Source organism: Cobetia sp. ICG0124 (assembly GCF_004006355.1).
Classification (GTDB): Bacteria; Pseudomonadota; Gammaproteobacteria; order Pseudomonadales; family Halomonadaceae; genus Cobetia; species Cobetia marina.
In genome coordinates, this window is record NZ_CP024893.1 from 199,203 (window position 1) to 212,877 (window position 13,675).

The following is a 13,675-nucleotide window of genomic DNA, read 5'->3' on the forward strand; positions in this document are numbered from 1 at the left end:
GACCTTGCGGGACAATGGCGGCCATCATGAGACTGATGAGCCGGTGCACGGCTCAGCAGTCTGAGCCAGATGTCTGGCCACAGTGTACTGGCCCCTTATCGAACCGCCAATCGAGAGATCCTTACCGCATGCAAGATCTGACTCTGGTGATGGCCCAGCTCGACCCGCTGGTCGGTGATATCCCCGGCAATACCGAGCGTGCCATCGAAGCCGTCCGTGAAGCGAGTCTCGAGCACAAGGCCGACGTCGTCGTGCTGCCCGAGCTGTGTCTGACCGGCTACCCGCCGGAAGACCTGTTGCTGCGCGAATCCATGGAGGCACGACTCGACGAGGCGCGCGCGCGGATGGCCAGCAAGGTCGCGCGTGGCGTGATGGTCATCGTCGGCTACCCCGGCATGCGTGACGGCAAGCGCTACAACCTGGCCGGCGTGCTCAAGGATGGCGAGTGGATCGCCGAGTACGCAAAGCAGGCCTTGCCCAATTATCAGGTCTTCGATGAGCAGCGTTACTTCACGCCGGGCTCCGAGGCCTGCGTGGTGGAATGCCGCGGCGCCCGTCTGGGTATCGTGATCTGTGAAGACCTGTGGGATGGCGCGCCCGTTCGTCAGGCGCGGGATGCCGGCGCGGACATTCTCGTCAGCCTCAATGCCTCGCCCTATCATCTGGAGAAGCCGGCCGAGCGCAATCATCTGTTCGCTCAGCGGGCGGCCGAAGTGAAGTGTCCGCTGGTCTACGTCAATCAGATCGGTGGCCAGGACGAGCTGGTCTTCGATGGTGGCTCCGCCGCCATCGATGCCGAGGGCAATACCTGCGTGCAGGCACCCTGGTGGGATGTCGGCCTGATGCCGGTGCAGTTCCTCAAGGAGGAAGGCGGTAGCTGGGCGCCGCAGAGCGGCGAGATCGCCGAGCTGCTGTCACCGGAAGAGTCGCTCTACTGTGCACTGGTCACCGGCCTGCGTGACTACGTCAACAAGAGCGGCTTCAAGGGCGTGGTGCTGGGTCTCTCTGGTGGCATCGACTCCGGCCTGTCGCTGGCGATTGCCGTCGATGCGCTGGGCGCGGACCGCGTGCATGCGGTGATGATGCCGTATCACTACACCGCGGACATCTCCAGGGAAGACGCTGCCGAGCAGGCGACACTGCTGGGCGTGAATTACGAGGTGATGCCCATCGCGCCGATGGTCGAGGCCTTCACCGAGACACTGGCGGAGAGCTTTGCCGGCAGTGAGCGCGACACCACCGAGGAGAACCTGCAGTCACGCTGTCGTGGCGTGCTGCTGATGGCCATCTCCAACAAGAAGGGCCTGATGGTGCTGACCACTGGCAACAAGAGCGAGATGGCGGTGGGTTACGCCACGCTCTATGGCGACATGGTCGGTGGCTACAATGCGCTCAAGGACGTCTACAAGACCTGGGTATTCCGTCTCGCCAACTGGCGCAACACCATGGGCCCGGCGATTCCGGAGCGTGTCATCACGCGTCCGCCGTCCGCGGAGCTCGCCGAAGACCAGCTCGACAGCGACTCGCTGCCGGACTACGACACCCTGGATGCGATTCTCACCCATTACATCGAGGGTGACATGAGTGCCGAGGCGATCATCCGTGCCGGTTTCGAGGAAGAGGATGTCTATCGTGTGGTGCGTCTCGTCGACCGCTGTGAGTACAAGCGCCGTCAGGCACCGGTTGGCGTGCGTGTCACGCCGCGTGGCTTCGGGCGTGACCGTCGCTACCCGATCGTCAATGGCTGGGCGGCCGGCGACTGAGGCAACTCATGTCCGGTGTCAGGGATTGCGGATTCTTTGCGCAAGCCGCTGAAAGCGCCTGAGTCCGACGATTCTGGCCATGCTGACAGCACGAAAAAAGCCCGTGATCGTCAGACGGTCAGGTCATCCGCCTTCACGTAGCGCGGCTCGAAGGTACGGCCATCCAGACGCTTGTTGTCCGGATCATTCTGGATCAGCACCTTGAGCGTCTCGCTGGCGCGGTCGCGCAGACCGAGGCCCAGATAGCCTTCGACCATCACGGCCAGCGCATCGCGAGTGGCAGGAGTGTTAGGGTAGTGCTCGATCACCCACTCGCCACGCTTCACGGCGGCCAGATAGGCCTGCTTGCGCAGGTAGAAATCGGCAGTCTGCAGCTCGCCACGCGCGAGTACGTTGCGCAGATAGATGATGCGCTGACGCGAATCTGCGGCGTAGGTGCTGTTGGGGAAGCGGCGCACCAGTTCGCCGAAGTCGACGTAGGCGTCCCGCGTCGCACCGAGATCCCGCTTGGAGATGTCGATCAGGTCCAGCGATTCCAGGCTGAAGCGCCCTGCACTATAGGCTGCCAGTCCACGCATGTAGTAGGCATAATCGACCTGCGGGTGGTCCGGGTGCAGCCGAATGAAGCGGCTGGCCGCCGCGCGTGCGGCTTCCCAGTTGTCCACCTGGTAGTAGGCGTAGATCAGCTCCAGCTGCGACTGTTCGGCATAGCTGCCGAACGGGAAGCGAGTATCCAGTGCTTCAAGTTGCTGCACGGCGGAGTTGAAGCGGCTGGTATCCAGGGAAACCTGAGCCTGACGGTACAGCTCCTGCTCCTGAAGATCCGGTGCCGGCTCGTTGGACGCACAGCCGACCAGCAAGGTGCTGGCCAGGGCGAAGGCAGTCAAGGGAAGGGCGCGCATCGGTTTCCTCATCTCGGGCAATCCATGGCGGGCATGCTAGAATCCGCCGATCCGCACTCACTATAAAGCAAAGGCCCTTTCCTGCGAAACGGCCTCAGAGAGCAATATGGCAGACACCATCAACCGCGAAGAGCGGATCCCGGAGGCGATGATTGGCATGCGCCTTGATCAGGCCTGCGCCGAGATCTTCTCCGACTATTCCCGCGAGCGCCTCAAGCACTGGATCAAGACCGGTGCCTTGACCCTCGACGGTGCCGCCGTCAAACCCCGCGAGAAGGTCTATGGCGGTGAACGTCTGGCCCTGACCGCCGAGCTTGAAGAAGAAGTCAGTCATGGCCCCGAGGACATCGAGCTCGAGATCGTCTTCGAGGATGACGACGTGCTGGTCATCAACAAGGAGCACGGCATGGTCGTGCACCCGGGGGCCGGCAATCCGGATGGCACGCTGCTCAATGCCATCCTGCACCATTGTCCGGGCAATGCCATGCTGCCGCGTGCCGGTATCGTGCATCGTCTCGACAAGGACACCAGTGGCCTGATGGTGGTCGCCAAGTCGCTGACCGCCCAGGCGGACCTGGTCGAGCAGCTGCAGGCGCGTACCGTGTCTCGCGAGTACGATGCCGTCGTGACCGGTGTGCTGACGGCGGGCGGTACCGTGGATGCGCCCATCGGGCGTCACCCCAAGGATCGCAAGCGTCAGGCCGTGACCCATAGCGGCAAGATGGCGATCACGCATTTTCGCGTGGTGGAGCGCTTCCGGGGTCATACCCATATCCGCTGCAAGCTGGAAACCGGGCGTACCCACCAGATCCGTGTGCACATGGCGCACCAGCGCTATCCGCTGATCGGGGACCCGGTCTACGGAGGCCGTCTGAAGCTTCCGCCGGGGGCCAGTGACCCGCTCAAGGAGCTGCTGCGTCAGTTCCCGCGTCAGGCGCTGCATGCCCGTCGCCTCGCCTTCATCCACCCGATCACGGGCAAGGAAGTCGAATTCCGCGCCGAGATGCCGGGTGACATGCTGGTCTTGATCGACTATCTCAAGGAAGACATCGCCCGCTGAGGGGCTCGGTTCGCGTATCCCATCGCGCCAGGAGAGGTTATGCACGACGACAGTCTACGCCCGACCCTGATTCTGCCGGACTGGCCAGCACCCAGTCCGGTGCAGGCCTTCGTGACCACGCGTGAGAGCGGCCCGAGTCAGGGGCCATACGCTGGCTTCAATCCGGCGCGGCATGTCGGGGATGATCCGGCGATGGTCGCGCGGGTGCGTGACCTGCTCGCGGCCGAGGTCGATGATGGTCGTCCACTGGCGTGGCTGGATCAGGTGCATGGGACTCAGGTGGTGGATGCCTTTGACGTCTGTCACGCCGATGAGCGCCATGAGGCGGTGCCACCACGTGCTGACGCCTGCATCAGTACCGGTACGGGGCAGGCCTGCGTGGTGATGACGGCGGACTGCCTGCCGGTGCTGTTCTGTGATCGACAGGGGACGCGGGTCGGGGTGGCGCATGCGGGCTGGCGTGGCCTGGTGGAAGGTGTGCTGGAAGCCACTGTCGCCCGTCTTGGAGATGACCCGGGCGAGCTGATGGCCTGGCTGGGTCCGGCGATCTCCAATGCCCAGTTCGAGGTCGGCCCCGAGGTGCGTGACGCCTTCATCGCGGATCTCCCCGAGGCCGACGACGCCTTCGAATCCAGCCCCTATCGGCTGGGCCACTACATGGGCGACCTCTACAAGCTGGCTCGCCTGCGGCTGGAGCGTGCGGGGGTCGGCCATGTCAGTGGCGGTCACTTCTGTACCGCCTCGGAATCGCGCTTCTACTCCCATCGCCGTGATGATGGCGTGACGGGGCGAATGGCCACGGTGATCTGGTTACGCTGACCCCCATCTCTAGGGTTAGATACGAAATGTTACAGGCGAAGCTCCTGAGAAGAGGAGTACCGCCATGACTCTCAGGAGAAGGCACCATGCGCATCGACAAACTCACCAGCAAGCTGCAGAACGCGCTTGCGGATGCCCAGTCGCTCGCCGTCGGGCGAGGCCACAATGAAATCCATCCCCAGCACCTGCTGCTGGCCCTGCTGGAGGACCGCGATGGCGGTCTCAAGGCGTTGGTCAACAAGGCGGGCGGTGATGCCACCAGCTTGATGAGCGGGCTCAAGCGTCAACTGGATGACCTGCCCACCGTGTCCCAGTTCGACGGCAATGTCGCGCCTTCCCAGGCGCTCGGCAAGCTTCTGAACCTGGCCGACCGCGAAGCCCAGAAACGCGGCGATCAATACATCGCTTCCGAGCTCGCGTTGCTGGCCGCGCTGGAGCTGGGCGGTGATCTCGGCAAGTTGTTCACCTCCTCGGGCATCAAGAAGCCCGCCCTGACCTCCGCCATCGATGCACTGCGCGGTGGCGAGGCGGTGGGAGATGCCGACGCCGAGAACAATCGAGAGGCACTCAACAAGTACACGATGGACCTCACCCAGCGTGCGCGCGACGGCAAGCTCGACCCGGTGATCGGGCGTGACGAGGAGATTCGCCGCACGATTCAGGTCCTTCAGCGTCGCACCAAGAACAACCCGGTATTGATCGGTGAGCCCGGTGTCGGCAAGACCGCCATCGTCGAGGGGCTGGCCAGCCGTATCGTCAATGGTGAGGTGCCGGAAGGCCTCAAGAACAAGCGTGTGCTGTCTCTCGACATGGGCTCGCTGCTGGCGGGGGCCAAGTTCCGCGGTGAGTTCGAGGAGCGCCTCAAGTCCGTCCTCAAGGAGCTGTCGCAGGAAGAAGGCCAGGTCATCCTGTTCATCGATGAGCTGCACACCATGGTCGGCGCGGGCAAGGCCGAGGGCGCGATGGATGCCGGCAACATGCTCAAGCCGGCGCTGGCGCGTGGCGAGCTGCACTGTGTCGGTGCCACCACGCTTGACGAGTATCGCCAGTACATCGAGAAGGATGCCGCGCTGGAGCGTCGTTTCCAGAAGGTGCAGGTGGATCAGCCCAGCGAGGAGGACACCATCGCCATCCTGCGTGGCTTGAAGGAACGCTACGAGGTGCACCATGGGGTGGATATCACTGACAGTGCGATCATTGCGGCCGCGCGCCTCTCATCGCGCTACATCACGGACCGTCAGCTGCCTGACAAGGCGATCGACCTGATCGATGAAGCCGCGTCACGCATCCGCATGGAGCTGGACTCCAAGCCGGAGGAGATGGATCGTCTCGACCGCCGTCTGATCCAGCTCAAGATGGAACGTGAAGCCCTCAAGAAGGAGACCGACGAAGCGGCACTCAAGCGTCTCGGCGCGCTTGAGGACCAGATCGCGGAGCTGGAACGCGAATATGCCGATCTCGATGAGGTCTGGAAGGCCGAGAAGGCCAGTATCCAGGGGGCAGCGCAGTTCAAGGCCGAACTGGAACAGGCGCGCATCGATCTGGAACAGGCGCGGCGTGCCGGCGACCTCAGCCGCATGTCGGAACTGCAGTACGGCGTGATTCCGGGGCTCGAGAAGCAGATCAGCGAAGCCGGCGAAGGCGAGGCGGATACCTCCGCCCACGTGCTGCTGCGCTCCAATGTCACCGAGGAGGAGATTGCCGAGGTCGTCTCGCGCTGGACCGGCATTCCGGTCTCCAAGATGCTCGAAGGCGAGCGCGACAAGCTGCTGCGCATGGAAGAGGCGCTGCACGAGAAGGTGATCGGTCAGGACGAGGCGGTGATCGCGGTGGCCAATGCGGTGCGTCGCTCACGCGCCGGGCTATCGGACCCGAATCGCCCCAACGGCTCCTTCCTGTTCCTCGGCCCGACCGGGGTCGGCAAGACGGAGCTCTGCAAGTCGCTGGCCAGCTTCCTGTTCGATACCGAAGAGGCAATGGTGCGCATCGACATGTCCGAGTTCATGGAGAAGCATTCCGTGGCCCGTCTGATCGGCGCGCCTCCCGGCTATGTCGGCTATGAAGAGGGTGGCTATCTGACCGAGGCCGTGCGTCGCAAGCCGTACTCCGTGCTGCTGCTCGACGAGGTCGAGAAGGCGCATCCGGATGTCTTCAATATCCTGCTGCAGGTATTGGAAGATGGCCGCCTGACCGATGGGCAGGGGCGTACCGTCGACTTCCGCAATACCGTGATCGTGATGACCTCGAATCTGGGGTCCGAGATGATCCAGCGCATGAGCGGTCTCAATGGCGAGCTGGCGGACGAGGAAGACACGCAGAAAGAGAGTGTCGATCGCAAGGCGGCCTTCCAGTACGACGACATGAAGACGGCGGTCATGGAAGTCGTGGGCAATCACTTCCGGCCGGAGCTGATCAACCGCATCGATGAAGTGGTGGTCTTCCACGCGTTGGGGCAGGCGCAGATCGCCTCCATCGCCGGTATTCAGCTCGAGCGGCTCAAGGCGCGGCTGGCCGAACGTGATCTCGGCTTCGAGATCACTGATGCCGCGATGGCGCTGCTGGCCAAGGCAGGCTTCGATCCGGTCTACGGTGCGCGTCCGCTCAAGCGCGCCATCCAGAGCCGTATCGAGAACCCGCTGGCCCAGGCGCTGCTGGGCGGTGAATTCGTGCCCGGTGACGTGATCCAGGTCGGCGAAGAGGGCGGAGAACTGACCTTCACGCGCTGAATCGCGCGCCCGTGAGTGACGCCCCACCGTGACGGAAGTCTGTCTTCCACTTGCGGTGGGGCGTTTTCGTGTCTGTCGTCTGGGCGCAAAATGACAACCCGGCGGCAGGGATGCTGAAAATCACGAGGCAGAAAATTGCGAATTAAATGCCATCTGTGAGGTTTTACGCACGCATATGGCCGGATTTCCCGTTATCGGTGTGGCATTTGGCGTAGGCGGCGCACACTGGCGTAAGGTTGAGTTGACAGCCCCTTGCGGCTGTTGGACTCTTGACCATTCCTGATTGCGGGCGTGGCCATTCGGGCGACCCTCGAAGCGCCACGTGAAGGACAGACGCTGAGTCGCTGTCCGCCTGTCGAAGGATATGCCGATCAGGGTACGCCAACCGTACCGATCGGCCATCAGCCCCGACCGCATCCAACCGATGCGACAAGAGTGCAGGCCCTAACCGGGCCGCAGACGCCAGGGTTTGGCATCAGGTGCCGCAACTGTTGCGGTAGCGACATTCAGGTCGCACTCGATCCGGCTTGCGTATTGCTGCCGGACGCACTCGAGACCTCCAGGGGAGAACAACCAAGTGGAATTGCTTTCCGGCGCTGACATGATCGCCCGCGCGCTGCATGACGAGGGCGTGGAGTATATATACGGCTATCCCGGTGGAGCGGCGCTGCACATCTATGACGCCCTGTTCCGTCAGGACAAGGTCCAGCACATTCTGGTCCGCCACGAACAGGCTGCTACCCACGCAGCCGATGGCTACGCACGCGCTTCCGGCAAGCCCGGAGTCGTGCTGGTCACCTCAGGCCCCGGCGCGACCAATGCCGTGACCGGTATCGCCACGGCCTACATGGACTCGATTCCCATGGTCGTGCTGTGTGGCCAGGTCGCCAGCCACCTGATCGGTGAAGACGCCTTCCAGGAAACCGACATCGTCGGTGTGACTCGCCCGATCGTGAAGCACAGCTTCTCGATCAAGCATCCGAGCGAGATTCCCGAAGTCATCAAGAAGGCCTTCTATCTGGCCTCCAGTGGTCGCCCGGGGCCGGTCGTCATCGATATCCCGAAGGACATGACCGCCCCGACCGAACGCTATGAGTACAGCTACCCCAAGAAGGTACGCATGCGCTCCTACAGCCCGGTCACCCGTGGCCACAGCGGCCAGATCAAGAAGGCCGTCGAGCTGATGCTCAAGGCCCGCCGCCCGCTGTTCTTCACCGGCGGTGGCGTGGTCTCCGGTCGTGCCAGCGAAGCGCTGACCGACCTGGTGCGCCGTCTGAACTTCCCGATCACCACCTCGTTGATGGGCATCGGTGCCTATCCGCAGGGCGATCGCCAGTGTCTGGGCTGGCCCGGCATGCACGGCTCCTATGAGTCGAACAATGCCATGCACCACACCGATCTGATCATCTGCATCGGCGCGCGCTTCGATGACCGCGTGACCAACAACACCTCGAAGTTCTGCCCGACGGCCAAGATCATCCACGTCGACATCGACCCGAGTTCAGTCTCCAAGACCGTGCGCGCCGATGTACCGATCGTCGGTCCGGCCGATGCCGTGATCAACGAGATGATCAGCCTCGTGCAGGGTCGTGAGCTGGCCAACCCCGATGCACTGGAGGCCTGGTGGACCCAGATCGATGGCTGGCGTGCCGAGCGTGAAGGCAAGCTGTATGAGCCGTCCGCCCCGGGCGAGCCGCTCAAGCCGCAGCAGGTGGTGGAAGCCGTGCACCGCGCGACGCGTGGCGAAGCCTTCGTCGCCACCGATGTCGGTCAGCACCAGATGTTCGCCGCCCAGTACTACAAGTTCCAGCGCCCCAACCGCTGGATCACCTCCGGTGGTCTGGGCACCATGGGCTTCGGCTTCCCGGCGGCCATGGGCATCAAGATGTCCTACCCGGATGACGATGTGGTGCTGTTCACCGGGGAAGGCAGCTTCCAGATGATGATGCAGGAGTTCTCGACCTGTAAGCAGTACGGGATCGGGGTCAAGATCATCAACCTCAACAACCAGTCGCTGGGCATGGTGCGTCAGTGGCAGGACCTGAACTACAAGTCCCGTCACTCGCATTCCTACATGGAGTCGCTGCCTGACTTCGTGCAGCTGGCGGGCGCCTATGGCTTCCGTGCCATCAAGGTGCACACGGTGGAGGAGCTCGAACCTGCGCTGGAAGAAGCCTTCCGCAACAAGGACGAGCTGGTGTTCCTCGACATCTATGTCGACCCGCGTGAACACGTCTATCCGATGCAGGTGCCTCTCGGCTCCATGCGTGACATGCTGCTTACGAAGACGGAGCGGACCTGATGCGCCATATCATCTCCATTCTGATGGAAAACGAACCGGGCGCGCTGTCACGGGTCGTCGGCCTGTTTTCACAGCGCAATTTCAACATCGAGACCCTCAACGTGGCCCCGACCGAGGACGCGACCCTGTCACGTCTGACCGTCACCACGGTCGGCGAAGATCGCGTCATCGAGCAGATCACCAAGCACCTCAACAAGCTGGTGGATGTGGTCAAGCTGGTGGATCTCACCGAGGGCAGCCACATCGAGCGCGAGCTGATGCTGGTCAAGGTCAAGGCGTTGGGCGCCCAGCGTGACGAGATCAAGCGCACGGCGGACATCTTCCGTGCCCAGATCGTTGACATCACGCCGAGCCTCTACACCATCCAGATCACCGGTGACGGTGGCAAGCTGGATGCCTTCCTGGCGGCGATGCAGCCGGTAGGCGTGCTGGAAGTGGCACGTACCGGGGTCTCCGGCATCGCCCGCGGTGAGAAGGTGTTGAGCCTGTAAGACGGTGATTGTGGAAACGCAAGACAAGAACGGCGCCCCTCGGGGCGCCGTTTTCGTTGTGGCGTCATCACTCCTCTGGCCGTCGCGGGGTACCGGGCAGCTGTTCCCAGAGTGCGCGTACCAGTGGATGTCGAAGACGTTTCTCCTGTACGCACAGCCCGACCTTGTAGGGGGTCAGCGGCGGATCGACATCGAGGATGCGCACCTGATCGGCCAGCGGGGAGTTGTCGAGCACGATCTGCGGCACCACGCCGATCCCGAAGCCCAATCCGACCATGCTGACGATGGCCTCGTTGCCGGCAACCTGGGCATACAGGCGCGGCTTGATGCCACGAGTATGGCACCAGGCATCGAAGCGCTCGCGCGCCAAGCCGGTCTCGGAGAGGATCATCGGGACGCGCGCCCAGTCGATGTGGTCGTCCCCCGCTGACGAATCGTCCGCCTCGCCGATGCCTTCCAGCTGATGGCCGGGGCCATCACGACGCGGGGCAATGAAGCGCAGCGGCGACTCGGCGAAGTCGGTGAAGGCCAGGCGCGAGGGCAGCACGTCCGGGCGTGCGGCGATCGCCAGGTCCTCGTGGCCCATCAGCACGCGCTCCAATGCCACGGCGGGGTCACCGGTATGCAGTTTGAGCTCCACATGCGGATGGCGGGCCCGGAAGGAGGCGAGAATCTCATACAGGAAGCTGTAGCTGGCGGTCACCGAGCAGTACAGGGATAGCTCGCCACGCAGTTCGTCGCTGTCTTCTAGCAATGACTGACGAATGTCATCCCATTGACTCAGGAGTTCGCGAGCATGACGACGGAAGCGCTCTCCCGCCGGTGTCAGTGCGACGCTGCGGTTGTCGCGCTCGAACAGGCTGACGCCCAGTTCCTCTTCCATGGCGCGAATGGCACGTGACAGGGCAGAGGCGCTCAGGTGCAGGGCAGTACTGGCGCGTCCGAAATGCAGCGTTTCGGCGAGGGTTAGGAATTGCTTGAGTTGACGATTGTCCATGCCGGAGTCCGCTGTCGATGAGTGCTGAAGGGGGAAATGCCTTGTGTTGCGCCATATGGCATATGATGGTGCAAATATAGCATTTTACGCAATGTCGAGGTGCGGGTAAGGTGGACTCATCGCCGCGCAGGAGGAGGACGGCAGACCTTGATCCAAGGCGCACGACCTCCCAGGGACGCAGAGCGGTCAGGATAGATGGCCGTCGGCGTTGGACACTGACATACGCCCTTCCCTCGCGGGAAGGGTCGCAAGAACAACAGACACTCTTTCAAGATCTCACGCCATCCCACTGACGGGGTGAGCCGCCAGGAGCAATGACGATGAAACTCTATTACGACAAGGATTGTGACCTCTCCCTCATCCAGGGCAAGAAAGTGGTCATCCTCGGTTACGGTTCCCAGGGCCACGCCCACGCGAACAACCTGAAGGAATCCGGCGTCGACGTCACCGTAGCCCTGCGTCGCTCTTCCTCCAGCTGGGCCAAGGCCGAAGCGGCTGGCCTGAAGGTTGCTGAAGTCGAGGAAGCGGTCAAGGCGGCCGACCTGGTCATGATCCTGGCGCCGGACGAGAACCAGAAGGCCATCTACGAGAACCAGGTGGAACCGAACCTGAAGCAGGGCGCGACACTGGCCTTCGCTCACGGCTTCAACGTCCACTACAACCAGGTCGTGCCGCGTGCTGACCTCGACGTCATCATGATCGCGCCGAAGGCACCGGGTCACACCGTGCGTTCCGAGTTCGTGAAGGGCGGCGGTATCCCGGACCTGATCGCCATCCACCAGGATGCGACTGGCCAGGCCAAGGACATCGCACTGTCCTACGCGGCAGGCGTCGGCGGCGGTCGTACCGGCATCATCGAGACCACCTTTAAGGACGAGACCGAAACCGATCTGTTCGGTGAGCAGGCTGTCCTGTGTGGTGGCGCGGTCGAGCTGGTCAAGATGGGCTTCGAGACCCTGACCGAAGCCGGCTACGCACCGGAAATGGCCTACTTCGAGTGTCTGCACGAGCTCAAGCTGATCGTCGACCTGATGTACGAAGGTGGCATCGCCAATATGAACTACTCCATCTCCAACAATGCGGAGTATGGCGAGTACGTGACCGGCACCGAAGTCATCAACGAGCAGTCCCGTGTCGCCATGCGCAATGCACTCAAGCGCATCCAGAGCGGTGAATACGCCAAGATGTTCATCCAGGAAGGCAACACCAACTACCCGTCCATGACGGCCCGTCGTCGTCAGAACGCCGAGCACCCGATCGAACAGACTGGTGAGAAGCTGCGCGGCATGATGCCGTGGATCACTGCCAACCAGCTGGTCGACAAGTCACGCAACTGATCCTGCCAATTGGATCCGGCGTGAAATGAGCGGGGCGCTCTCCATCAGGAGGGCGCCCCGCTTGCGTTGTTGCTCTATAAGCGCTATCGAATGGGGGAGGGAAGTGACAGTCGACGGTGAGGCCGCTAGGGTGTCACTACTATTCGCGCTCACTGGCAGGTGTAGAATGTGGTTACCCTGCCACGACGAGGCATGATGCAAGGAATCCCATGACTGACGAAAATCGACATCCCGGCGCAGAAGATGCCCCCGAAGAACCGACCCGCCGTAGCAGTTCCGTGCTGGACAAGGTGGTGGAAGAATTCACCGACGACAGCGAAGTCGTGGAAGAGGCCATCGAGGATGGCAAGCCCGTTCGTCGGCGTGGCATCTACCTGCTGCCCAACCTGTTCACCACGTCGGCATTGTTCTCTGGCTTCTTCGCTGTGGTATGTGCGCTGAACGGCGAGTTTGCCAATGCCTCCATCGCCATCTTCGTCTCGATGGTGCTGGATGGTCTCGATGGACGTGTGGCTCGCCTGACCAATACGCAAAGCGCCTTTGGTGCGGAGTACGACAGCCTGGCGGACATGTTGTCCTTCGGCGTGGCACCGGCACTGGTCACCTTCAGCTGGATTCTGCAGGATGTCGGCAAGATCGGCTGGATCGCCGCCTTCGTCTATGTCGCGGGCGCGGCGCTGCGCCTGGCGCGCTTCAATGTCCAGATAGGCTCCACCGACAAGAAGTGGTTCATCGGCCTGCCCAGTCCGGCAGCGGCGGCACTCGTGGCTGGTTGTGTGTGGACCATGCACAACTTCGACGCCGAGACCTTCGCCTTCAAGTCGCTGATGGTCTTCGTGGTCGCGGCTGCCGGTATCCTGATGGTGTCGAACATCCGCTACTACAGCTTCAAGGAGATCGACCTCAAGGGGCCGGTGCCCTTCGTCGCGCTGCTCGCCATCGTGCTGGCCTTCGTGGTCATCTCGCTGGAGCCGTCCGTGATGCTGCTGGGCCTGTTCGGTTGCTATGTCGCCAGTGGCCCGATCATGGCACTGGGCCGCAAGCTGCGCGGCAACAAGTAAGCGCCAGCTGCCATTGGTGTGATGATCGATATTCGGCCCCGCCATTTCTGGCGGGGCCGAATGCGTTTCTGGCCAGGGAAGAAAGGTGTCAGCAAGCGACGAGAGAATAGGTGTCGCCCGCATGTCCTCGAAATGACAATCGATGGAAAAAGCCCTTGTGCTCAGCCCGAGATCGATGCGTAAAGTACGCATCCGCTGCCGGGGACGCATGGCGTTA

General features: G+C 62.6%; 10 protein-coding genes. 8 read left to right on the plus strand and 2 right to left on the minus strand.

Translation table 11 applies throughout. The annotated features are described in order from the left end of the window. The first annotated feature begins 128 nt into the window (after nt 1–128). Complete coding sequence (locus CU110_RS01010; protein WP_084207770.1) at nt 129–1,763, plus strand: NAD+ synthase; 1,635 nt, start codon at nt 129–131, stop codon at nt 1,761–1,763. A 110-nt stretch (nt 1,764–1,873) separates the two neighbouring features. Here the strand turns inward: CU110_RS01010 and CU110_RS01015 are convergent, their stop codons facing one another. Further along, nucleotides 1,874–2,665, minus strand: coding sequence for an outer membrane protein assembly factor BamD (locus tag CU110_RS01015; RefSeq protein ID WP_103751389.1), 792 nt, complete (start codon nt 2,663–2,665; stop codon nt 1,874–1,876). 106 nt (nt 2,666–2,771) lie between these two features. Here CU110_RS01015 and rluD point away from each other — a divergent pair, with 106 nt between their 5' ends. From rluD to ilvN, 5 genes are all read left to right on the plus strand, one after another. Next, on the plus strand, nt 2,772–3,725 hold the full coding sequence (gene rluD, locus CU110_RS01020; RefSeq protein ID WP_077373483.1) for a 23S rRNA pseudouridine(1911/1915/1917) synthase RluD: 954 nt from the start codon (nt 2,772–2,774) through the stop codon (nt 3,723–3,725). Nucleotides 3,726–3,764: 39 nt separating this feature from the next. Then, nucleotides 3,765–4,544, plus strand: a complete 780-nt coding sequence (gene pgeF / locus CU110_RS01025) for a peptidoglycan editing factor PgeF (RefSeq protein ID WP_077373486.1) — start codon at nt 3,765–3,767, stop codon at nt 4,542–4,544. 86 nt (nt 4,545–4,630) lie between these two features. Continuing rightward, complete coding sequence (gene clpB, locus CU110_RS01030; protein WP_127734358.1) at nt 4,631–7,270, plus strand: ATP-dependent chaperone ClpB; 2,640 nt, start codon at nt 4,631–4,633, stop codon at nt 7,268–7,270. A 577-nt stretch (nt 7,271–7,847) separates the two neighbouring features. After that, nucleotides 7,848–9,572 carry an acetolactate synthase 3 large subunit gene (locus CU110_RS01035; RefSeq protein WP_084207771.1) on the plus strand — a complete coding sequence of 575 codons (1,725 nt, stop codon included), beginning with the start codon at nt 7,848–7,850 and terminating at the stop codon, nt 9,570–9,572. Further along, entirely contained in the window at nt 9,572–10,063 is a 492-nt protein-coding gene (gene ilvN, locus CU110_RS01040) for an acetolactate synthase small subunit (RefSeq protein ID WP_043337227.1), read from the plus strand. The genes CU110_RS01035 and ilvN overlap by 1 nt, the downstream gene beginning before the upstream one ends. A 67-nt stretch (nt 10,064–10,130) precedes the next feature. Here ilvN and ilvY read toward each other — a convergent pair whose 3' ends face one another. Continuing rightward, nucleotides 10,131–11,060: an HTH-type transcriptional activator IlvY gene (ilvY, locus tag CU110_RS01045; RefSeq protein ID WP_084207772.1), complete on the minus strand. Its 930-nt coding sequence runs from the start codon at nt 11,058–11,060 to the stop codon at nt 10,131–10,133. 320 nt (nt 11,061–11,380) lie between these two features. On the opposite strand from ilvY, the gene ilvC reads away from it, so the two are divergent. Together ilvC and pssA are read left to right on the plus strand one after the other, a co-directional pair. Next, on the plus strand, nt 11,381–12,397 hold the full coding sequence (ilvC, locus tag CU110_RS01050) for a ketol-acid reductoisomerase (RefSeq protein WP_043337232.1): 1,017 nt from the start codon (nt 11,381–11,383) through the stop codon (nt 12,395–12,397). Nucleotides 12,398–12,606: 209 nt separating this feature from the next. Continuing rightward, nucleotides 12,607–13,458: a CDP-diacylglycerol--serine O-phosphatidyltransferase gene (gene pssA / locus CU110_RS01055; RefSeq protein WP_077373497.1), complete on the plus strand. Its 852-nt coding sequence runs from the start codon at nt 12,607–12,609 to the stop codon at nt 13,456–13,458. The last annotated feature ends 217 nt before the right edge of the window (nt 13,459–13,675 follow it).